This window comes from Paenibacillus sanfengchensis (assembly GCF_036864765.1).
Taxonomy (GTDB): Bacteria; Bacillota; Bacilli; order Paenibacillales; family Paenibacillaceae; genus Fontibacillus; species Fontibacillus sanfengchensis.
This window is the reverse complement of record NZ_JBAGJC010000001.1, coordinates 97,753-118,912: the sequence shown is the minus strand read 5'-3', so window position 1 is coordinate 118,912 and position 21,160 is coordinate 97,753. Positions and strand designations below refer to the sequence as shown.

Here is a 21,160-nt window from a genome sequence, read left to right as displayed (position 1 = left end):
CTGCCAGGCAGCCGGGTGCGATGGCAATATAGCTAGAGGAGGAATCGACATGAGATACCGCGTAGCTCTGATCGGGGGCGGCATTATTGCGCGCAACCATCTGGAGGCGGTCAAACGGATCGATAAGCTGGAAGTGGCGGCCGTGGTCGATACGGATGAGGCCAAGGGAAGGGCGCTCGCCGAGGAATACGACATTCCTTTTTACCGCGATTACCGGGAAATGGTGCTGCGGGAGAGACCCGAGATCGCCGTCATCGCCCTCCCGCATTACTTGCATGCCCCCTGTGCGGTATGGTGCGCGGAGCAGGGTTGCCACTTGCTCCTGGAAAAACCGATGGCGCTCAATACCGCACAGTGTGACGACATCTTGGCGGCGGTTTCGAATGCCGGCGTCAAGCTGATGGTTGGGCATACCCAGCACTACAAATCGGCCAATATTCTGGCCAAGCGGCTGATCCAAAGCGGTGAGCTCGGGCGGCTGCTGGCGATTCACGACACGCGGCATCAGTATTACTACCGGGATAACCGGCCGGGGTGGTTTCTCGAAAAAGAAAAATCCGGCGGCGGCATTCTTATGAATCTTGGCGCCCACTCGATCGACAAGGTTCAGTGGCTGACCGACAGCCGGGTACGGCGCGTGAAAGCCAAAGTGACGTACGAAGGTCCCCGGGGAAATGTGGAAGGCAGCGGCTGTTTGTTTTTGGAAACGGACAGCGGCTTGAGTGCGGTCATCCTCCAGTCGGGCTACGAGGGGGTGGCCCGGGACGAAACGGAGCTGATTTTTACGCGGGGCATGGCAAAGCTGGTTTCCTCCGAAGGACTGTGGGTGAACGCAGGCGGCAAATATGAGCAGGTGCAGCCACTGCCCGAGGAAGACCCGTTTGTCCTGCAATTCGAGGATTTGCTGCGGGCGATCGAACACGGCGGGGAGCCGGACAGCGGTGGCGAGTACGCGAGGTCCGTGATTGCTACGCTGGAGGCCGTATATTTGTCGGACCGGACGGGGGTGGAGCAGGATGTCGGGCGATGACAAAGCGAGTGAAAGGAACAGCCGGATCGCGCCGGGCCTGAAATTCAGCCTTTGTTCCACCGGACTGAAGGGGGAAACTTTGGAGAATGTGTTGAACCTGGCTGCGGACATCGGACTCCAGGGGGTGGAACTGTGGACGGGGCATATCCAAAGTTATCTGGAGCGGGGCGGTTCCTCCGGCCAATTGCGCGGGCTGCTGGAACAGCGCGGACTCCGGGTTCCGGCGATCAGCGAATACACCTATTTTTCGAAGGGGGCCGAGGAGACGTCAGGCGAGCTCCGCCGCATACAATCGGCCGCCGTTTGGGCGAGGGAGCTTGGCTGTCCGCGGATTCGGAGCTTCGCCGGACATCGTCCGTCGCGTTCCACCCTGGCGGAGGAATGGGACGCGGTCGTCTCCGGTCTGACGGAAGCGGTCAAGATATGCAGCTCCGAGGGAGTCCGGCTGGCGGTGGAAATCCATAACCATACGCTGGCCGATACGTCCGAAAGCTTGGCGGTCCTGGTCCGCGACGTTCCCGCTCCCGGCATCGAACTAATCTACGACGGATTTAATTTGTTCGTGGACCACTTGGATCCGATACCGGTGCTGGAGCGGTTTTTTACAGACATCGGCCATGTCCACTTCAAGGATTACCATTGGGATCATCAAGACTGGAGCCGGAGCGTGCCGGTGCCTATTTTGCAGGGGGACGCCGATCATAAAGCGATTTTGCGGAAGCTTCTGGAGCTGGGGTACAACGGGTTTATTTCATTTGAATACATGGGGAATCCGGAACAGGTGGTCAGCAACACAAAAAGGTCACTGGCGGAAATTCGACACTTTGCCAATGAGCAGCAACCGGAACTGAACGGGTAAAAAAGCGGGAGGTGCGGACATGACGATCAAGCTGCGCGTCGCGGTAGTCGGTCCACTGGATTTGGTGGAGACGGTGCTGGAATTCGGGTATTATTTTGCGGAGCTGGCGATATTTCCGGCCCCTTACCGGCATGAACGGGAAACGCTCGAGATCATCGACCGGGTGAGGGACAAGGCGGATATTCTGCTGTTTACCGGGCCGATTCCTTACCGGATCGCGCTCGCGGCCGCCCCCGACAAACCGATGGTTCATGTGTACTACTCCGGAACCGCCCTTTACAAGGTGCTGTTCGACTTATATCGGCATGGGGCTCATGGATTGGAAGACCATTTGCGCATCAGTGTGGACGTTCTTCAGCGCAAGGAGGTGGAGGAGCCATTAAATGAACTCGGCCTGCCTGCCGGAGACCTGCACGTTTTTCCGTATGAATTCGGCATGAGCAACGAGGATCTGGTGGCTTACCATCACGAGCTTTGGGAACAGGGACGGGTATCCGCGACGGTCACCTGCGTAACCTCGGTCTACCACCGATTGAAGGAATTGGGCGTTCCGGCCTATCGGGTGGTGCCGACCCATTCCGCGATCCGCGATTGTCTGAACCGGGCTCTCCTCGAAGGGAAAAGCCTGCGCTTTTTAAATTCGCAAATCGCCGTAGGCATTATTAATATCGACAATTTCGCCAAAGTGGCCAAGGAGGCGGCCTCCGAATACGAAATCCAGCGCAAAAAGATCATCCTCCAGCAAATCCTCGTGGATTTCGGGGAAGAGACGCAGTCGCTGATCAAATGGAGCGACTCGGATGAAGTCTCCTTCGTGACAACGAGGGGGATTATCGAGCAGGTGACCCGCAAATTTCGGGATGCCCCCCTGCTCCTGGAAATTATGGAACGGCTGCAGTGGCATGCCAGCATCGGGATCGGCATCGGCCGCACCGCCAACGAGGCCGAGGGCAAGGCGCGCGAGGCGTTGATGAAGGGCAAATCGGGCGGTGGCGGCAACTGTTATTTGATTATGCAAGACGGGATCGTGTACGGGCCGATGGGCTCCGAGATGACGCTGGAATACTCGGCCCGCAGCGAAAATCCCGAGCTGATCTCCATGGCCAAAAAAGCCGGTCTCAGCGTGGGGACGATCAACAAGCTGATGTCGCTGTGCCGGCGTCTGGGGACGTCCACCTTCACCGCGTCCCAGCTCGCCGAAGGATTCGGGATCACCCTTCGCAGTGCGAGGCGGATTATGGCCGCGCTGGAGCGATACGAAATGGCGAGCATCGTCGGGGAGGAGCAGCCGGCCGGCCGGGGACGGCCGAGACAGATTTATACTCTGAACCTGGAGGAAGCGCACTATGACTGAAATTAACTTTCGAGAGCTGGCCGCTGCCCAAAGCGAAGAGATCATCCGGGTCCGCCGGCATCTGCACCGGTATCCCGAGCTGGGCTTTCAGGAGCGGCTCACCTCCGACTTTGTCGCCGACGCCTTGGCGCGCATGGGGCTGAACGTGCAGCGGGGCGTGGCGGAGACGGGAGTCGTCGCTCTGCTGGACACGGGAAGACCGGGACCCTGCCTCGCGGTACGGGCCGATATGGATGCGCTTCCACTGACGGAGGCGACGGGTCTGCCCTTTGCTTCGCGCCATGACGGCGTCATGCACGCCTGCGGCCATGACGGGCATATGGCCATGGTGCTCGGCGCGGCCGGGATGCTGACCGCCGCCCGGGAGGAGCTGTGCGGGACGGTCAAGTTCATCTTCCAGCCGGCCGAGGAGATGCTGGGCGGAGCACGGCACATGGTCGAGGCCGGGGTGCTGGAATCGCCGCGTGTGGACGGCATCGTTGGCCTCCATCTGTGGCCGGACCTTGCCACCGGGCGCTTCGGCGTCCGATCCGGGACCGTGATGGCGAGCATGGATCATGTCGACATCACGGTCCACGGCAAAGCCGGGCACGGCGCCGCCCCGCATCAGGGCGTCGACGCCGTCCTCGCCGCCGCGCATGTGCTCACCGCGCTGCAGGCGCTGGTCAGCCGCGAGAGCGATCCCGCCGAGCCCGTCGTGCTCAGCATGGGCTCGATCCGCGGCGGCAGCCTGCCCAACATCATCGCGGATCGCGTCGAGATCCGCGGCACCGTGCGCGCCGTCAGCGGCGCGGCGCGCGAGCACATGCAGCGCCGGATCACGGCGCTGGCCGAGGCGGTCGCCGGCGGGCTAAACGCCCGGGCCGAGGTCGCTTACGAGCTCGGCTACCCGCCGACCGTCAACGATCCCGGCCTGATCCGGCGCGCCGAATCCTGCCTCCTGAACCTGTTCGGCCAGGAGGCGGTGGCCGTGCTGGACCGGTCCCCGATGACCAGCGAGGATATGGCGTTTTACATGGAGAAAGTGCCGGGCGCCTTTTTGCTCGTCGGAGCCAAAGGGGCGGGGGAGGGAAACTACCCGCTTCACCATCCGCAGATGACGATCGATGAGCGGGCGCTGGAGTACGGCGCGGCTTTTCTGGCGGAATTCGCCCGGGATTTTTTGCGCTCCCGCTGAAAAAACGGGTCTTTCGGGCAGGACAGTTCCAAGCGGCTGTTGAATAAAATCTTCATGGGAGATCATGAACAGCATGGGGGGATGAAGATGCGTAACAGCCTGATACTGCCCGACCGTCCTTTGCTGGATAGCAGGGACGTTTCCCGGATCCGCGAGGATTACGAACGTTTCCGCGAGGGACTGCCGGAGCGGATCGAAGCTTATTTGTTTGAAACCTATGGCCTGGACGTCTCTGCCCGATACGGTCTCCGTGCGATTCGGAATCCGTTCGGCAAGGCGTCGGGCCAATTGTCGTTAAACGTCCGTCAGGTTCAGGAGGACTGCCGCGCCCGGCTCGGGTTTGTCGTGCTCAAAACGGTCATCGCCGAGGATGCCGACGGAGGGCGGTCCATGAAAGAATGGGCCGTGAAAGAGACCCGGATGGTGGTCGGACGGATTACCGGCAAAGAAACCGGGGAAACCGGCTGGAACGTCACATGGCAAGGACGCGGGTGGCATGGATCGTTCGGCGATTATCTCGCGTTTTTTCGCAAAGCCTTGGACATCGGGAATGAGAACGGTACGGTGGTTGTCCCCTCCTGTAAATACCACCTGCCCGGCGGCGAAGACGAGGAATTCCGGCTGGAGGAATATGAATATACGACCCGCCGGCTGCATGGGGTTTGGAGGCAATCCGGTGCGGAGGGACCTCTGCAAATGGAAAAAGACTTCAGTCCGACGCTGGCCGGTTCGGGACGGGCCCGGCAGCAAACCGCAGTCCTCCGTTGGCTGCGCGAGGTCCCGGACAAGATCAAATCGTCGCTTCCTCCGGGAGAAGTCGCACTCGGGATAAAGCTGATGAATACGATTTTTGATGACGAATTCCAAATCCGGGCTTTGCGAACCTTGATTGAGGAAAGTTCCACCCCGCCGGACTATATCACCTATGCGAACCGGCTGTACGATCAAGTCCGCGAATTCGGCGGGAAGATCGGAGCCGCCTATGGAGGGCCTGATTTAAGCCGGAGAAATCTGCGGATTCTCTCCTTGCTACGAAAGCTGGAGCTGGAGGGGGAGCTTGCCTGTTCGCTCCCTCCGTTGTCCGGGACGGGAAATGTCTGCACGGGCAAAATAGCGCTGGAATACGCGCTGCGCGGCGTACAGAGCTTACAGATGCATACGGTTTTTCAGAAACCGGCCGGCGCTTACAGTATGCGTAGAGGCGGGAAAACGGAACGCGCATTACATGATCTGTTTTTCCATCCGGAGCATGGGCTGGTCCCCTGGATGCTGCATTTGCGTCATGCGCAGGAAATTCGCGATCCGGAAGGAATCACTTCCTTTTTGGACATTACGGAATGGTACCGGGACCGGGGAAGAAGCTGGTTTTTAGGACAAGATGAATAAAAATAGACGGGACGAGATACATAGAGCGGGAAAGGGGAGTCGATGATGACGGAGATACGGCAAAAGGTCCTCCGGGTTAAGGAACGGCTATATGGCGGCTTGATTCCGGCGGTTCCGGTGCCCAGATACCGGAACGGAAAAATTCACGCCGAGGCTCAGCGCAGCTATGCGGCGTATCTGTGCGCACAGAACATCGCCGGCGTTTCGGTGTGGGTTCATACCGGGCGGGGGCTGCACCTGTCCCGGGAAGAAAGAGCGCTTGTCATCGGGACATGGAAAGAATGCTTGGGCCCGGATCAATTGCTGATTGCCGGGGCAGGGGCACGGCCCGATCCGGCGCTCAATGGAGCAGACCGTGTGGAGGCTTGGCGGCGGGACAGTTTGTTCATGGCCGAAGAGGCCCGCCGGGCGGGGGCGGACGCGCTGCTGGTGTTTCCCCCGGCTATTCTTAATGGGCTGGAAGAGCGGGAACGGAACGATGCGATAGTGGAGTACCACCGCGAGCTGGCGGAGGCGGGGTTGCCGCTGATTCTTTTTTATTTGTACGAGGAAGCGGGCGGAGTGAAATATCCGGCAGCGCTGCTCCGGGAACTGCTGACTTTTCCTCAGGTGGCCGGGATAAAAATGGCTGCGCTCGACAGCGTGATGACGCTGCAGGAGGTGGCCTTCCTGCTCAGGAACGAGTTTCCCGATAAGCTGCTGATTACCGGGGAAGACCGCATGTTCGGCTACTCCCTGATGTGCGGAGCGACCGCAGCGCTGGTCGGTTTGGGCGCCGCTTACCCGAACATTCAGAGCGATTTGATTTCCGCTTATTTGACGCGGGATTACGCGCGATTCATGGATTTGTCCGCCCGGGTGGACGGCTATGCCCGGACGGTCTTTACACCGCCCATGGACAAATATATACTGCGGCTGCTGACTTGTCTCGGTGCGGGCGGCATGCTTCCCAGTGAGGCTTTTTATGATATCGCCGGCTTTGATATGCGGGAAGACGAGGCGGAGCGGCTGCGCTCGGCCATCCATGAATACGGAGTTTATTAAGCGGCTTTCCATTTGTAACAAAGTCGTTCATAATATATATTTGGAAAAAGTTAACCCGAAAGTGAACCCAGAACCTAAGGAGGAAATGATTCATGCCCAAAAATTTGCAGGATACTGTAAAGCTCAACAATGGTGTGCACATGCCGTGGTTTGGTTTAGGGGTCTACAAAGCCCGGGAAGGCGAAGAAGTCATTTCGGCGGTCAAAGCGGCGATTCGCGCCGGTTACCGCAGCATCGATACCGCCGCCGCCTACAACAATGAAGAAGGCGTCGGACAAGCGGTAAGGGAAGCGCTGGAGGAGAACGGCCTCAGCCGGGATCAATTGTTCATCACCTCCAAGGTGTGGAACTCAAATCAAGGTTATGAGACGACGCTGCAGGCGTTCGAAGCGAGCCTGAACAAATTAAACCTGGAATATATCGATCTTTTCCTCGTTCATTGGCCCGTCAAAGGCAAGTACAAAGATACCTGGCGCGCCCTCGAAAAAGTGTATAGGGAAGGGAAAGTCCGCGCGATCGGCGTCAGCAACTTCCAGATTCATCATTTGGAGGACTTGCTGCCGGAGGCCGAAGTGGTGCCCGCCGTCAACCAGGTGGAACTGCATCCGCAGCTGACGCAAAAAGAACTGCTGACCTACTGCCAGGAGAAAGGCATTCAGCTTGAAGCCTGGTCCCCGCTTGGCCAAGGAAACCTGCTGACGCACGATACTTTGGTCTCCATCGGCCAAAAATACGGCAAAACCGCAGCTCAGGTCATTTTGCGCTGGGACCTGCAAGTCGGCGTCATCACGATTCCAAAGTCGGTCAACGAAGGGCGGATAATCGAAAACGCCGATATTTTTGATTTCGAGCTGAGAGCCGAGGACATCGCGGCTATCGATGGCCTGAATCAAAACAAACGGTTCGGTTCCGACCCGGATAATTTCAATTTCTAAAATTTCTAGGGTTATATCTGAGATGTTTTTCTTAATTAACGGGAAAACCTCCTGTTATTTTACCGCTATAGGTCCATGAATCGGATTTAGCTGGAAAAACTCCATCTATTTCGCGGCCTTATTGCCAATATACACAATTTCAGGCGAATTAGCGGGAGGTTCTCCAGCTAATTGGCCTCTACAGCAGCATACGCGCCAAATTAACGGGAAGAATTCCTTTTAATTCAATGAGCTGCAGGTGAAGAATGTGAAAGAACCCTCTCCACCGCTGCCTTTTGCCCCCATGGGACATCGTTGTAAGAGAAAGTGAGAATCCGCTGCGAAAATTATAAATTGAAGTGAGTGGGATGCTCGAAAAAGTACGCAGTCTCAAGCTCACAGACATCCAAATTCGTATTAAGCCCACTGCGATCAAGGTGCCTAGTGCACTTCCAACTCCAAAAGATGCAAATCTGCAGGAATTCTTGTTAGTCAAGGTTGTCTGACGGGGCACCTAGTATGCAAATCAATAGTTCACCTCTCCTGCTGGATGTGCAGCCAATTAACGGGAGAAATTCCTGTTAACTGCGACTGCGTTAATAGGTACCGGGCGAGACTGCGTTCAACTTATATAGAGACGGATGGGGAGATAAAAAATGAGTCAGGCCACAGCAGACAAGTCCATACCGCGGACGGCAACGGTATTTCCCATTCTGTTTGCCATCAGCATGGTACATTTACTGAACGATACGATGCAGTCGGCTATCCCCGCCTTGTTTCCGATTTTGCGGGATTCGCTGACGCTCAGCTACGGACAGATCGGCTGGATCTCGTTCGCCATGAACATTACGGCTTCGGTGTTCCAACCTCTGGTGGGACTGTATTCGGACATACGTCCGCGTCCCTACATCCTGCCGCTCGGGGTTTGCTTTACGCTGGTCGGGATCGTCATGCTGGCTTTTGCGCCCGCTTACAGTATCATCCTGTTGGCCGTTACGTGCATCGGGCTCGGTTCTTCGATCTTTCATCCGGAATCGTCCCGTGTCGCATACCTTGCGGCGGGGGAACGCCGGGGGCTGGCTCAGTCGATTTTTCAGGTCGGCGGGAATATCGGGACCTCGCTCGGACCGCTGATGACGGCGTTGATTTTTATTCCGCTCGGTCAGCACAGCGTCGTCTGGTTCGCATTAGCGGCGATCGCGGCGATCGTGATTCAGTTTTTCGTCGCCCGTTGGTATGCTTCGCTTGAGATTCGCCCGCGGCCGCGGAAATCCGCGGGAAGCCCCGCGGCGGAACCGCGGACCGGCTTGAGCCGAGGGAAGGTAGGCTTGGCCATCACGGTATTGGTGCTGCTGCTGTTTTCCAAAAATGTCTACTCCATCAGCATTTCCAGCTTTTATGCGTTCTTCATGATCGACCACTACGGCGTCGGCAAAAGCGCGGCGCAATGGTATGTGTTCGCGTTTCTTGCCGCGGCCGCCGTCGGAACGTTTTTCGGCGGGCCGATGGCCGACCGCTACGGACGCAAGAACATCATCTGGCTTTCGATTCTCGGCGCGGCTCCGTTCTCGCTGCTGCTGCCGTACGCCAACCTGTTCTGGTCCGGCGTCCTCGTCGTGTTGGCCGGCTTCATCATGTCCTCCTCGTTTTCGATCATCGTCGTTTACGCGCAGGAATTGCTGCCGGGCAAAGTGGGGCTGGTGTCCGGACTGTTCTTCGGCCTTTCCTTCGGGCTGGGCGGACTGGGCTCCGCCATACTCGGCCACTTTGCCGACCAATGGGGCATCCAGTTCATCATGCAGTTGTGCTCGTATCTACCGCTGATCGGTCTGTTGACCGTCCTGCTTCCGAAGGATGCGGCGCTCAGAGCCTGAGGACAGACGGCGAGCTAAGCGCGGAGAAGCAAGGAACCAAGAGTCACATATGTTGTGGCTCTTTTTTCTGCCTGAAAGCAGCGTAATGGTGCAACTGAGCCCAGCCGGTTACTGAGTACTAAACCGTGCCGTGACAAACGTTATTGTTAAAGCAGGTTGATGAGGAGGTGAGAAACATGATTTCTATGGCCAATTCGGAATTTTTAGCTTCCAAAATTTGTGCCCGGCCGGAAATGATCCAGGATTTAAAGGCGGTAGCCGATCTGGATCTCCCCGAAGGCTGCATCGCTGCGGGGTACTTGCGCAACTTCGTTTGGGATGTGCTGCACGGGTATGAGGAAAGAACTCCGCTTCAGGATGTCGATGTCCTTTATTACGATCCCTATTGCCTGGATGAGGAAGCCGAGAAGGAATACGATAAACAGCTGCGCCTAAAGGTGCCCGAACGTAACTGGTCGGTAAAAAACCAGGCCCGGATGCATATCAGAAACGGAAACCCGCCTTACGCATCCGTGGAGGATGCGATGCGGTATTGGCCGGAAACCGCAACGGCGGTGAGCGCACGCTGGAATCGGACGGGGCGGCCGGAGTTCCTGGCTCCGTACGACTTGGAAGATCTTTTACAATTGAGGGTGCGGCAAAGTCCCTTGTTCTCAGACCGGAATTTTTTTCTAAAGCGGGTTCATGACAAAGCCTGGCTGCGGATCTGGCCCCGCCTTACCTTGATATAGTCGCCTACGGCAAAGGTATGGTATCTTAGAAAAAAGACCGCGAGCGCGGCGGAATACGGGGAGGTCCTATGCTTTTTATCCGCAGTTTGCTGCAATTCGCCTGGCTTCAGGCGCTGTCATGCATTTTTCCGGTGATCATTTTCGGCACCCTAGGCTTGACCAAAATCGTGGAAATTCCCGGTGTGCCCCGCTATGATTTGATTCTGATCGTTTGTCTGCTGGCCCAAGTCGGCATGGTTGTCTTTAAATTGGAAACGATGGATGAGCTGAAGGTCATCTGCGTATTTCACCTGATCGGCTTGGCTCTCGAACTTTATAAAGTTCATATGGGTTCTTGGTCTTATCCCGGCGCTGGCTGGAGCAAAGTGTTCGGGGTGCCGCTGTACAGCGGGTTCATGTACGCCAGTGTGGCGAGTTACATTTGCCAGGCCTGGCGGAGGCTGGACCTGCAGATGACCGGCTGGCCCGCGGCCTACTATGTCGTTCCGCTGTGCGCGGCGATTTATTTCAATTTTTTCACGCATCATTTTATCGGGGACTACCGCTGGTGGCTGACGGCGTTATTGATTATCGTTTTTTTCAAGACCCGGGTTTATTTCACCCTGCTCGGAAGAACGTATTGGCTGCCGATGACCCTGTCCTTTTTGCTGATCGCTTTCTTTATCTGGGTTGCCGAAAATATATCGACGTTTCTCGGGGCCTGGAGCTATCCCGACCAAGAGCAGATCTGGCGGGTGGTGCACCTCGGCAAAATCAGTTCCTGGTTTCTGCTGGTGGTCATCAGCATCATTATCGTCGCCCAATTAAAGCGGGTGAAAGCGGGGATTAGCGAAAATCCATAGATAGAGGAGTCAGGTTATGAATAAATCCAAGGGGTATTTTTACTACGCGCTATGGACGCTCGGCGCGCTTGTGCTGCTCTATTACGGAAATCGCTTCGTGGGGATGATGGAGCAAAATCCCGATAAGCTTCTTAAAATCAGCTACAAGCAACTGGGCAATTTGCTTTATGGGTTGGTGCTCGGCGCTTACGTAAGCTTGCTGGGCGGATTGCCGAACCGCCGGACTTTTACGCGCCCGCTGTTTTTTTTCGTATTTCTCCCGGCGCTCCTTCTGCTGCTTTACCCGGTGGCGGACCTGTATCTAAACATGCCTTATTCCTCGTTATATAAAAGTATAGCGGCTCATGAAGGGCAATTTTATATAGCCATGCTGTGTGGACTCAGTCTGATGAAAAGTCTGTTCGGCAGCCGCTGAGAAAACGGAATTTACAGGAGGACGACACGTATGGGCAAAGTGTTGGTGCTTGGCGGAACGCGGTATTTCGGCAAAAAGTTGGTGAATCTGCTCTTGCAAGAAGGCGTTCACGAGGTTACGGTGGCGACCCGGGGAACAACGATGGCGGAGTTTGACCGCACGGTCACCCGGATAGCCGCAGACCGCACGGATGAGGGCGCGCTTCGGAGCGTGGCCGCGGCCGGACCTTGGGATATGGTGTTCGATAATATCTGCTATTCGCCCGGTGAAGCCGAAGCGGCGATTCGGGCATTTGACGGGCACGTGAGGCGATACATATTAACGTCCACCTTGTCGGTTTACGGGTCTGGGACATCCCCGCTGGCGGAGGAGGACTTCGACCCGTATACCTATAAACGGAAGACGGGTAAGCGGGAAGACTTCGATTACGGGGAAGGAAAAAGACAAGCGGAAACCGCCTTTTTCCAGCTGGCGGACTTCCCGGTGGCCGCGATGCGGATTCCGATCGTTCTCGGTCCGGATGATTACACGCGGAGGCTGCATTTCCACATCGAGCGGGTGATGAAGGGAACGCCGATCGGGATGCCGAATGCGGAGGCGGCGATGTCGTTTGTTTCTTCGGACGAGACGGCTTCCTTTATGCAATGGCTCGGCAGCTCGGACCTACGGGGGCCGATCAATGCAAGTTCGGAAGGGACGATCACTTTGCGCAGCTTAATGGAGCTGATCGAGCGGGAAACCGGCAAGACGGCGCTGATCCAAAAAGAAACGGAGCCGGACGACGCATCGCCATTCGGGGTTACCGCCTCCTGGTATATGGATATTTCCAAAGCCCGGGCGGCGGGTTACCGTTTCAGTTCGCTGCTGGACTGGCTGCCGGGCCTGATTCGCGATATTGCCCAAGGTCGGGCTTGACCTGGAAGGGGGGGCTTTGCGTCGGCAAAGCGCCCTTTTTTAGTTCAGCGATTTTTTTGACAGAAAACCAAGAACCGCTTGATTAAATTCATTCGATGCCTCAATAAATGGGAGGTGACCGCAGTCTTCCATAATTATTTTTGATGAGGATTTAATATTTTTATGTAAAGTTTCCGCAGTCTTCTTGTTGAATGAATGATCCTGGTCCGAAATGATGATAAGAGTCGGTATGCTTATTTCATGCAATCGATGAAAAGCATAGGGCTTAACTGCAATTGAAAGACTGGGGGAGAATCTGCAGAAGTTGTTAGGGTTATTGACATTATGGATCGATTTTGTTCGGGCCTCTTTTTTTCTTGCGGAAGGAAATAAGTATTGCCAGTAAGGATTGGCTATGAATGAATCAATGGCCTTCTTCCGTCCTTTCAAGCGCAGGTTGATAAAATTTTTTGTTCCTTGCCACATCATCATTTTTGGATATGGAAGACCGTTTATGGAAGGTGCAACCAAAATCAGGTTTTTGACTAAATGAGGATAAGTCAGCGTAAAGTCTGTAGCAATGCCACCCCCCATGGAAGAGCCAACCAATGTAATGTTACGGAGCTCCAGAAAATCAATCAGTGTCTTTAAATCTTCTATATTGGAGAAGGTGGTATTTGGCGTACTGGAAAGACCGTATCCTCTTAAATCATACCGGACTAATTTGTAATGTGCGGAAAAAAAGTCAGCTTGTTCATTCCAGATGTGATGATCATTAAAGTTTCCATGGATCAGGACAACGGGATCACCTTCTCCGGAAACCTGGTAAAAAAGGTGCCCGCCATCCATGGTTAAAATGTTTTCTATCATTACATGAACCTCCTCCTACCACGAGTTCATAACAGATCGGCATTATGAAGGTTGTCTTCGATAATGGACCGTAATACTTCGGAGACAGAATAATCTCCTCTGTGACAGTACCGGTCTATTTCTTCCCAGCAATTCTGCGGTAAAGTCAATGAAATTTTTCTAGTTACGCCTATGGGCTTGCGGCCTGCCCCTTTCCGGTTACCTCCTCTATTGCTAGCGGAACGATCCGTATTTTCCGTATTCACTAACTTCGTCATTTCATCACCCCATTTCATGATTCCACAATCATATTTCATAGTCAATTTGTGCTACTTTAATCAAACCTCATTTCTTCGAATCCATCACTTCTATATAGGTCCGTCGGAGTCTACACCATTAACGGGAAAATTTCCTGTTAATGTACCGCGCTTGGCCGTTCGATCGGATTTAGCTGGAAAAGCTCCAGCTATTTTGCGGCCTATTGCCGATATACACCATTTCAGGCGAATTAGCGGGCGGTTTTCCAGCTAATTCGCCTCTCCAGCCGCTTACGCACCAAATTAACGGGAAGAATTCCCTTTAATTCGAACCAAACCATTAGTTTCAGGTCAAGAGTGTGATAAGAACCCCTTACACCGCTGTCTAATATGCAAATCAATAGTTCAACCTATATGGTTATAAAAACACGTTTGTGACCGGCGCCCACCTGATGGTGGACGGCGGCATGACGCGCAAGATGATCTACGAGGAGTAAAGGGATCAAAGGGAAGGCAGCAGGCTTAGCAGCAGGCCGCCCGCGGCGCCGGCTACGACGGCGGTCCAGGGCGGCAGCTTCCACCAGGCCAGCATGGCGAACAGCAGCAAGGCCAGGCTGAAATCGCCGGCATTCCGGACCGAGGTCGTCCAGATCGGATCATACAGCGCGGCGAGAAGCAGGCCTACCACGGCGGCGTTAATGCCGTGCAGGGCGCTTTGGGCCCGCGCATGCCGGGACAGGCGGCTCCAGAACGGGAGCGCGCCGAGGATCAGCAGGAACGCGGGCAGGAAGATGGCCAGGGTGGCGAGCAGCGCACCCGGGATGCCGCCCCACACGGCGCCGAGATACGAGGCGAACGTGAACAAAGGGCCAGGCATGGCCTGCACCATGCCGTACCCGGCCAGGAAATCGTCCCCGCCGACTGCTCCGGCGGGGACGATTTCGCTTTCCAGCAGCGGCAGGACAACATGGCCGCCGCCAAACACGAGCGCGCCCGCGCGGTAGAAGCTGTCGAACAGCTGCAGCGCCTCGCCGCCCGCTCCTGCTCCCGCGCCCGCCAGCCGCACGAAGAGCGGCAGCAGCAGGAGCAGGGCGAAGAACAGCGCCAGGCTGAACAGCGCCGCTCCGCGGCTCCGCAGCGGTTGCGGCTCGGGCGCGTCAGCGCCGCCGTCCGGGCGCGCGGCTTCCGTTGCGCCGCGGCGGAACAGCCACAGCCCGGCCAGCCCCGCCGCGGCGATCGCGGCCACCTGGCCGAAAGCGCCCGGCCAGAGCAGCGTCAGCGCGCAGGCCAGCACGGCGATCGCGGCGCGGCTCGGCCCGGCCGCGAGCTTGCGGCCCATGCTCCACACGGCATGGGCCACAACCGCCACGGCGGTCAGCTTCAGGCCGTGCAGCCAGGCGGAGCCGCTCACGTCCGCGCCCCGCAGCGCCAGGGCGAACACGGCCATGGCCGCCGCCGACGGCAAGGTGAAGCCGAGCCAGGCGGCGACTGCTCCGCCCAGCCCGCCGCGCTGCAGGCCGACGCCGATTCCGACCTGGCTGCTCGCCGGTCCCGGCAGAAACTGGGCCAGCGCGACCAGCTCGGCATAGCTTTCCTCGCTCATCCATTTGCGTTTATTCACGTATTCTTCGTGAAAGTAACCCAAATGCGCGATCGGCCCGCCGAAAGAGGTCAGCCCCAACTTGGCGGAGACCGCCAGTATTTCGCCGTAACGGCGGATTTTCTGCGGTAACGGGATACGGGGTGAAGTGATTTTGTCCATGAGTGGCTCCTTTAAGGTCAAGATCCGAATTATTATAGCACTGGACTGTAAACGCAGATCCAAGTTATAGTAAGATTAATATCATTAATATAATCTGAATTACTAGAAAGGGTTTTACGATGAGACCGATTTGATGTTCTAGTTGCGACTCTTGGCAATTGGATTTAGAAAATTAGACAACTGAAAATGCATAAGGAGCGACATAGAAATGTTCAAACGGTCTTTTTACGTTTTGTGGGGATCTCAGACGCTGTCGAACAGCGCGGATGTGCTCTATTTAGTTGCGCTTACCACCTTCGTACTGGAACGGACGAATTCGGTCGTGTTCGCCACGCTGGTCCCTTTTTTGAGAGTCACCTCGCAATTATTTAGCGGGTTCGCCGCCCCGCTGATGATCGACAAGTATAGGCTGCCCTTTTTGCTGACCTTGTCGCAGTTCGGGCAATTTGTTCTCTTCGGTTTGCTGGCGGGCTATATTTCTCCATGGTTTGGCGGGGAAGAGATGCTCCCGGTATATGGGCTCATCATCGGCATTTCGTTTCTGGACGGTTGGACGACACCGGCTCGGAATGCGCTGATTCCGCGGCTTACCGACGACCGGGTTCTTATGAAAGCCAACGGTTTGATCGCCACGACCGATCAGATCGTTCAGTTCGCGGGTTGGGCGATCAGCGGCGTCCTGGTCGCCTCATTCGGAGCTTATCCGGTTCTGCTTGGCGTTGCGCTATGTTACGGGGCGGCAATGTTAGCTACGATCTGGATCGAGGATCCGATCGAACCCGCCCGTCGGAATTTCTGGGATATCCGAACAGGGGCTCGTTCGAACGGAGGGGCTGAAGACGAATCCGCTTCCCGGTGGGATACTTTAAAGGAAGGATGGGTGACGCTGTGGAAATCTCCGCGGCTTCGTTCGCTGACTTTTATGGATGCCACGGATATGCTGGGAGGTTCGGTTTGGGCCGGCGCGTTTCTGCTGGTGTTCGTTAACGAAATTCTGATGAAGGATGAGAAGTGGTGGGGCTATATTAACGCGAGTTATTTTGCCGGGGCCGTACTCGGCGGGCTGGTCGTCGTCGCTCTCGTGGAGCGGCTGGAGAAGCGGATATTTCCGGCGATGCTGGCGGGAATGCTGGGCTATGCCGCGTTTACGGCATGGTTCGCGCTCAATCAGTATGCTCCGTTGACACTGCTGATCGTTCTGCTGACCGGGCCGTTTACGGAGCTGGCCGCCGTGTCCCGGAGAACGCTCATTCAGCGCAGTGTGGGAGCGGAGATGCTGCCCAAAGTTTTTTCGGCGCAATCGACACTGCTGAATACGGTTTTTGGCCTGTCGCTGCTGTTTATGAGCGGTGTAGCCGAATGGTTCGGCATCGTGAATATGTATCTGTTCGCTGCGGTCATAAGCTTGCTGGCGGCCGGAGTGGGCTGGATGCATCGGAAATCCTTTGAAACGGCGCCGAATGCTTAATTGGGAAGGAACGGGCATGCTGCGGCATGCCTGTTTTTTTATTTCAAATAAGTTATTGATTATATAATTGTTTGATTATATAATGAGCAAGCGGAAAGGGGATGATCGGTTGGATGAAATGGTCAAAATACTAAAACTGCTTGCCGATAAAACACGGCTTACCCTACTGGATATCTTGGGGGATGGCGAACGCTGTGTTTGCGATTTGGTAGAGGCGCTGCAGACGACGCAACCCAATATTAGTCAGCATCTTCGAAAGCTGCGGGAAGCGGGTCTGGTTCAGGAAACGCGCCGGGGACATTGGGCTTATTACAAATTAACGGTGGATCATTTGCCTTATGTCAAAGCAACTCTGGAAGCGGTGCCGACGACAGAAGCGCGGCGAAAGCTGCAAAAACCGAGTACGGACAGTAGCTGCTGTAATTGATGGGAGAGAGAAATTAGAGTGGAGTATATCGCAGGGGGCGTTTTTTTACTTACTTTGGTGTTTGTCATTTGGCAGCCGAAGGGGCTTGGCATCGGCTGGTCTGCCGCCGGTGGGGCTGCATTGGCTTTGATTTTTGGGGTTGTCAGTTTCGCCGATGTCGGCGACGTGACCCGGATTGTCTGGAATGCGACGCTGGCTTTTGTGGCCATTATCATCATCTCCATTCTGCTGGATGAGATCGGCTTATTCGAATGGTCGGCGCTGCACATGGCAAGGTTGGCTCGAGGAAGCGGGCGGCGTATGTTTGTTTACGTGATTCTGCTTGGTGCGGCCGTCGCGGCCTTGTTCGCCAATGACGGGGCGGCTTTGATCCTGACCCCGATCGTCCTGGCGATGGTTCGGGCCTTAAACTTTGATGACCGGAAAGTGCTGCCGTTTATTATGGCGGGCGGGTTTATCGCCGATACGACCTCTTTGCCGCTAGTAGTCAGCAACCTGGTCAATATCGTTTCCGCCGACTTTTTCGGCATCGGGTTTATGGAGTATGCTTCACGCATGATTGTGCCCAATCTGGTCTCCTTGGGTGCGAGTATGCTGGTGCTGTATTTGTTTTTCCGGAAAGACATTCCGGTCGACTATGATCTGCGGCAATTGAGAAAACCGCGCGAAGCCGTCAAGGATCCGGCGATGTTTCGGTTGTCTTGGTTCATCCTGGGATTGCTGGTGGCCGCATATTTGTCCGCCGAGTTTATCGGCCTTCCCGTTTCACTGGCCGCAGGGGCCGTAGCGCTGTTTTTCGTATTGGCAACCCGGCGCAGCCCCGCGGTGCAAACCCGCCGTGTGATCAAGGAGGCCCCTTGGTCGATCGTTGTGTTCTCTATCGGGATGTATGTCGTAGTGTACGGGCTCCGGAATGCGGGTTTAACCGATTATCTTGGAGCCGGAATTCAGTGGGTTGCCGAAGGCGGTATGTATGCCGCAACGGTAGGAATGGGCTTTATCGCCGCGCTTTTATCCTCCGTCATGAATAATTTGCCTACCGTAATGATCGACGCGCTGGCGATCGAGAGCACACAAACCTCCGGCATGGTCAGGGAAGCCTTGGTCTATGCCAATGTGATCGGCTCCGATCTCGGGCCGAAAATTACGCCGATCGGATCGCTGGCGACCTTGCTGTGGCTCCACGTTCTGGCCAAAAAAGGAGTCCGTATCTCATGGGGGCGTTATTTTAAAACCGGTCTGCTGCTGACGGTCCCCACCCTTTTTATCACGTTAACCGGGCTTTATATATGGCTGGTCATCGTCTCATAACAAGTTGGTAATTTTAAAGGAGGAGAACATCCATGAACAAACAGACGGTATACTTTCTTTGCACAGGCAACTCCTGCCGCAGCCAGATGGCGGACGGCTTTCTCAAGCAACTCGGCGGTGACCGCTATGAAGTGCTCAGCGCCGGTTTGGAGGCGCACGGTCTGAACCCGCGGGCGGTAAAGGTGATGGAGGAAGCCGGGGTTGATATCAGCGGGCACCGGTCCGAGGTAATCGATCCGACCGTTCTGGAGCGGGCGGAGTACATTATTACTTTGTGCGGGCATGCGGACGAGCACTGTCCGGCCGTCTCCAACCCGAACGCCACCCGGTGGCATTGGGGATTTGACGATCCGGCGAAGGCTGCCGGCACCGAGGAGGAAATTCTCGCCGAGTTCCGACGGGTCCGGGATGAAATTCGCGAGCGGATCGGACGGTTTGTAGCGGAAAGCAAATAAATCCTATAGCCGGAAATAACGGAAGAGGTTTATAATTCCAGTTATTCCGGCTTTTTTTAATCCTTAATCATTTTTATGCGCATACGAACGTGCAGCGAATATTACCGCACGAGTTTACACGGATACCCCCGTATGCCAAAATGAAAAAGGATTAGGAATTTTTTACATAGGAGGAATCTTCATGCGAATCGGAGTTATCGGGCTCGGCGATATCGCCCAAAAGGCATACCTGCCGGTCATTGCCGCAATGGAGGACATCCAGCCGGTACTATGCACGCGACATCGGGAGACGTTGCGGAGGCTTGCGGCCAAGTATCGGGTAGCGGAGGCCGTTCAGAGCGTGGAGGAATTAATCGGATTAAATATCGATGCGGCATTTATTCATTCGTCGACGGAGTCGCATGCCCTTATTGCGGAACAATTGCTGCGAAGCGGCATTCACGTGTACATTGACAAGCCGATATCCTATGACTATGAGGAGTCGGAACGGCTAACGGCGCTCGCGGAGCAGGCCGGCCGCATCCTGATGGTCGGGTTCAACCGCCGTTTTGCGCCGATGGTTGCCGCGTTGGAGGAGCAAAGGGACAGGCACGCGATTTTGCTGCAAAAGAACAGGCTGTTCTCGCCGGACTTCGCCCGCCGCTTCATATATGACGATTTTATCCATGTCGTGGATACGATCCGCTTTTTGGCCCCGGGACCTATCACCGGGGAACCCCGGATATATACCCGCGTCCGGGAAGGGAAACTGGTGCACACGCAGCTGCAGCTGGAGGGCGACGGCTTTATCTGTACGGGGATGATGAACCGGGATTCGGGAGTTAACGACGAGATTGTGGAAGTGATGAGCCCGGGGAATAAATGGGTGGTGCAAGGGCTTAACACAACGGTGCATTTTTCCGCGGGAGAGGAGCGGCACCACCACTTCAAGGATTGGGACCCGGTTCTGTTCCGCAGGGGATTTGTCCAGATCGTCGAGCATTTTATCGGCTGCGTTCGCGAGAACAGACCGCCATCCATTTCGCTGAAGGATGCTCTGGAAAGCCATTGGGTTTGTGAGCTTATCGTGCGGCGGGCGGAAGCGGCCGGTTCTTTGCGTTTGATCAACAGGAGTAGGGCGGGACTATGAATCCGGAAGGTGGAGGAAACCATGTTTGAAGATCTGAACGAACGTTTGGCGGAAGTGAAGGAGAAGGGGCGCCGCAAAGAAAAATGGGAGCTTATGCTCCAAAAGTTGAAGGAAGAGTTATCCGGTTTGGAGCAGGCCAGGGAGGCCGCGGCAAGCCGGCTTGCCGGTGAAGAGGAGGATGTTGCACGTTTCACGCGAATGTCGTTCTCCAATTTGCTGTTTACGTTGACGGGTAAAAAAGCGGAGAAACTGGAGCAGGAAGAGCGCGAGGTCATCTCGGCCCGGTTGATATATGAACAAACCGACCGCGCCGTTCGGGATACGCGGCAGCAAATCGAATCCCTCGAACGCCGGTTGGGCGAGATCTGCAACTGGAGGCGGGAATACGACACGATTTTTGGAGCCAAAGAGAAGATTGTGCTCGATAACAACGAGCCGCTTCGGGAACTGGCCGAACGGCAAGCGGTTCTGACCGTGGAAGTGAAGGAACTGGATGAAGCGATCCGGGCGGGGCAATCCGTACAGCACGACTTGGAGCGTGCGGAGGAAAGTTTGCAATCCGCGAAGAATTGGGGGACTTACGACATGTTTGGCGGGGGGATGTTGTCCACCCATATCAAGCATAGCCGGCTGGACGAAGCCATGGAGCGTATCTATGCCGCCCAGACCAATTTGCGCCGCTTCGAGAAAGAGCTTCAGGATGTAGGCGGCAGTGATTTCACCTCCGGATTGGAGATTTCGGGAATGCTCCGCTTCTCCGATTATTTCTTTGATGGGCTGATCGCCGACTGGCTTGTGCAGGGCCGAATCACAGAGATGCATGATCAGGTGACGCAGCGTCTGACCGAAGTGAGTAGTGTGGTTTACGAACTGGAGACGGCCAGACGCCGGGCGGAACAGGAACTGGGTGACGTGCGGCGGAACTACGCGCAGGAAGTGGAGACTTATTTGTAAGCAGGAGAGTGTTCCAATTTCAATCCGT

The 21,160-nt window shown here is 55.7% G+C and carries 20 protein-coding genes; 18 read left to right on the top strand and 2 right to left on the bottom strand.

The genetic code is table 11. From position 1 onward, the window contains the following. Window positions 1-49: 49 nt before the first annotated feature. The 12 genes from V4U84_RS00525 (at window position 50) to V4U84_RS00470 (ending at window position 12,541) form a co-directional block, all read left to right on the top strand. Window positions 50-1,030: a Gfo/Idh/MocA family protein gene (locus tag V4U84_RS00525; RefSeq protein WP_334072842.1), complete on the top strand. Its 981-nt coding sequence runs from the start codon at window positions 50-52 to the stop codon at window positions 1,028-1,030. Further along, the gene (locus tag V4U84_RS00520) at window positions 1,017-1,889 is read left to right on the top strand and encodes a sugar phosphate isomerase/epimerase family protein (RefSeq protein ID WP_334072841.1); all 873 of its coding nucleotides are present in this window, start codon (window positions 1,017-1,019) and stop codon (window positions 1,887-1,889) included. Before V4U84_RS00525 ends, V4U84_RS00520 begins: the two co-directional genes overlap by 14 nt. 19 nt (window positions 1,890-1,908) lie before the next feature. Next, on the top strand, window positions 1,909-3,243 hold the full coding sequence (locus V4U84_RS00515) for a helix-turn-helix domain-containing protein (RefSeq protein ID WP_334072840.1): 1,335 nt from the start codon (window positions 1,909-1,911) through the stop codon (window positions 3,241-3,243). After that, window positions 3,236-4,420 (top strand): M20 metallopeptidase family protein, encoded by a 1,185-nt coding sequence (locus V4U84_RS00510; RefSeq protein WP_334072839.1) that lies wholly within the window; start codon window positions 3,236-3,238, stop codon window positions 4,418-4,420. The genes V4U84_RS00515 and V4U84_RS00510 overlap by 8 nt, the downstream gene beginning before the upstream one ends. A gap of 87 nt (window positions 4,421-4,507) precedes the next feature. Further along, window positions 4,508-5,806 (top strand): hypothetical protein, encoded by a 1,299-nt coding sequence (locus V4U84_RS00505; protein ID WP_334076588.1) that lies wholly within the window; start codon window positions 4,508-4,510, stop codon window positions 5,804-5,806. Window positions 5,807-5,851: 45 nt separating this feature from the next. Then, window positions 5,852-6,850 carry a dihydrodipicolinate synthase family protein gene (locus V4U84_RS00500; RefSeq protein WP_334076587.1) on the top strand — a complete coding sequence of 333 codons (999 nt, stop codon included), beginning with the start codon at window positions 5,852-5,854 and terminating at the stop codon, window positions 6,848-6,850. A gap of 92 nt (window positions 6,851-6,942) precedes the next feature. Next, window positions 6,943-7,785, top strand: coding sequence for an aldo/keto reductase (locus V4U84_RS00495; RefSeq protein WP_334072836.1), 843 nt, complete (start codon window positions 6,943-6,945; stop codon window positions 7,783-7,785). Window positions 7,786-8,420: 635 nt separating this feature from the next. Beyond that, window positions 8,421-9,638 (top strand): MFS transporter, encoded by a 1,218-nt coding sequence (locus V4U84_RS00490; RefSeq protein WP_334072835.1) that lies wholly within the window; start codon window positions 8,421-8,423, stop codon window positions 9,636-9,638. A 176-nt stretch (window positions 9,639-9,814) separates the two neighbouring features. Beyond that, a complete protein-coding gene (locus V4U84_RS00485; protein WP_334072834.1) occupies window positions 9,815-10,369 on the top strand; it encodes a nucleotidyltransferase family protein in 555 nt (184 codons plus the stop codon). Between the two features lie 68 nt (window positions 10,370-10,437). Beyond that, a complete protein-coding gene (locus V4U84_RS00480) occupies window positions 10,438-11,211 on the top strand; it encodes a DUF817 domain-containing protein (RefSeq protein WP_334072833.1) in 774 nt (257 codons plus the stop codon). Window positions 11,212-11,227: 16 nt separating this feature from the next. Further along, window positions 11,228-11,626: a hypothetical protein gene (locus tag V4U84_RS00475; RefSeq protein WP_334072832.1), complete on the top strand. Its 399-nt coding sequence runs from the start codon at window positions 11,228-11,230 to the stop codon at window positions 11,624-11,626. Window positions 11,627-11,656: 30 nt separating this feature from the next. After that, on the top strand, window positions 11,657-12,541 hold the full coding sequence (locus V4U84_RS00470) for an NAD-dependent epimerase/dehydratase family protein (protein ID WP_334072831.1): 885 nt from the start codon (window positions 11,657-11,659) through the stop codon (window positions 12,539-12,541). Between the two features lie 39 nt (window positions 12,542-12,580). On the opposite strand, the gene V4U84_RS00465 is transcribed toward V4U84_RS00470, so the two are convergent. Both V4U84_RS00465 and chrA read right to left on the bottom strand, forming a co-directional pair. Beyond that, window positions 12,581-13,390, bottom strand: a complete 810-nt coding sequence (locus tag V4U84_RS00465) for an alpha/beta fold hydrolase (protein WP_334072830.1) — start codon at window positions 13,388-13,390, stop codon at window positions 12,581-12,583. 738 nt (window positions 13,391-14,128) lie between these two features. Next, a complete protein-coding gene (chrA, locus tag V4U84_RS00460; RefSeq protein WP_334072829.1) occupies window positions 14,129-15,388 on the bottom strand; it encodes a chromate efflux transporter in 1,260 nt (419 codons plus the stop codon). Between the two features lie 208 nt (window positions 15,389-15,596). Between chrA and V4U84_RS00455 the strand changes: the two genes are divergently transcribed. From V4U84_RS00455 to V4U84_RS00430, 6 genes are all read left to right on the top strand, one after another. Then, window positions 15,597-16,856 carry an MFS transporter gene (locus V4U84_RS00455; protein ID WP_334072828.1) on the top strand — a complete coding sequence of 420 codons (1,260 nt, stop codon included), beginning with the start codon at window positions 15,597-15,599 and terminating at the stop codon, window positions 16,854-16,856. Window positions 16,857-16,974: 118 nt separating this feature from the next. Beyond that, on the top strand, window positions 16,975-17,283 hold the full coding sequence (locus V4U84_RS00450) for an ArsR/SmtB family transcription factor (RefSeq protein WP_334076774.1): 309 nt from the start codon (window positions 16,975-16,977) through the stop codon (window positions 17,281-17,283). Window positions 17,284-17,301: 18 nt separating this feature from the next. Next, window positions 17,302-18,594, top strand: coding sequence for an arsenic transporter (locus V4U84_RS00445; protein WP_334072826.1), 1,293 nt, complete (start codon window positions 17,302-17,304; stop codon window positions 18,592-18,594). A 32-nt stretch (window positions 18,595-18,626) separates the two neighbouring features. Next, entirely contained in the window at window positions 18,627-19,049 is a 423-nt protein-coding gene (arsC, locus tag V4U84_RS00440) for an arsenate reductase (thioredoxin) (protein ID WP_334072825.1), read from the top strand. Window positions 19,050-19,230: 181 nt separating this feature from the next. After that, window positions 19,231-20,178 (top strand): Gfo/Idh/MocA family protein, encoded by a 948-nt coding sequence (locus tag V4U84_RS00435; RefSeq protein ID WP_334072824.1) that lies wholly within the window; start codon window positions 19,231-19,233, stop codon window positions 20,176-20,178. Window positions 20,179-20,199: 21 nt separating this feature from the next. Continuing rightward, on the top strand, window positions 20,200-21,132 hold the full coding sequence (locus tag V4U84_RS00430; RefSeq protein ID WP_334072823.1) for a hypothetical protein: 933 nt from the start codon (window positions 20,200-20,202) through the stop codon (window positions 21,130-21,132). Window positions 21,133-21,160: the final 28 nt, after the last annotated feature.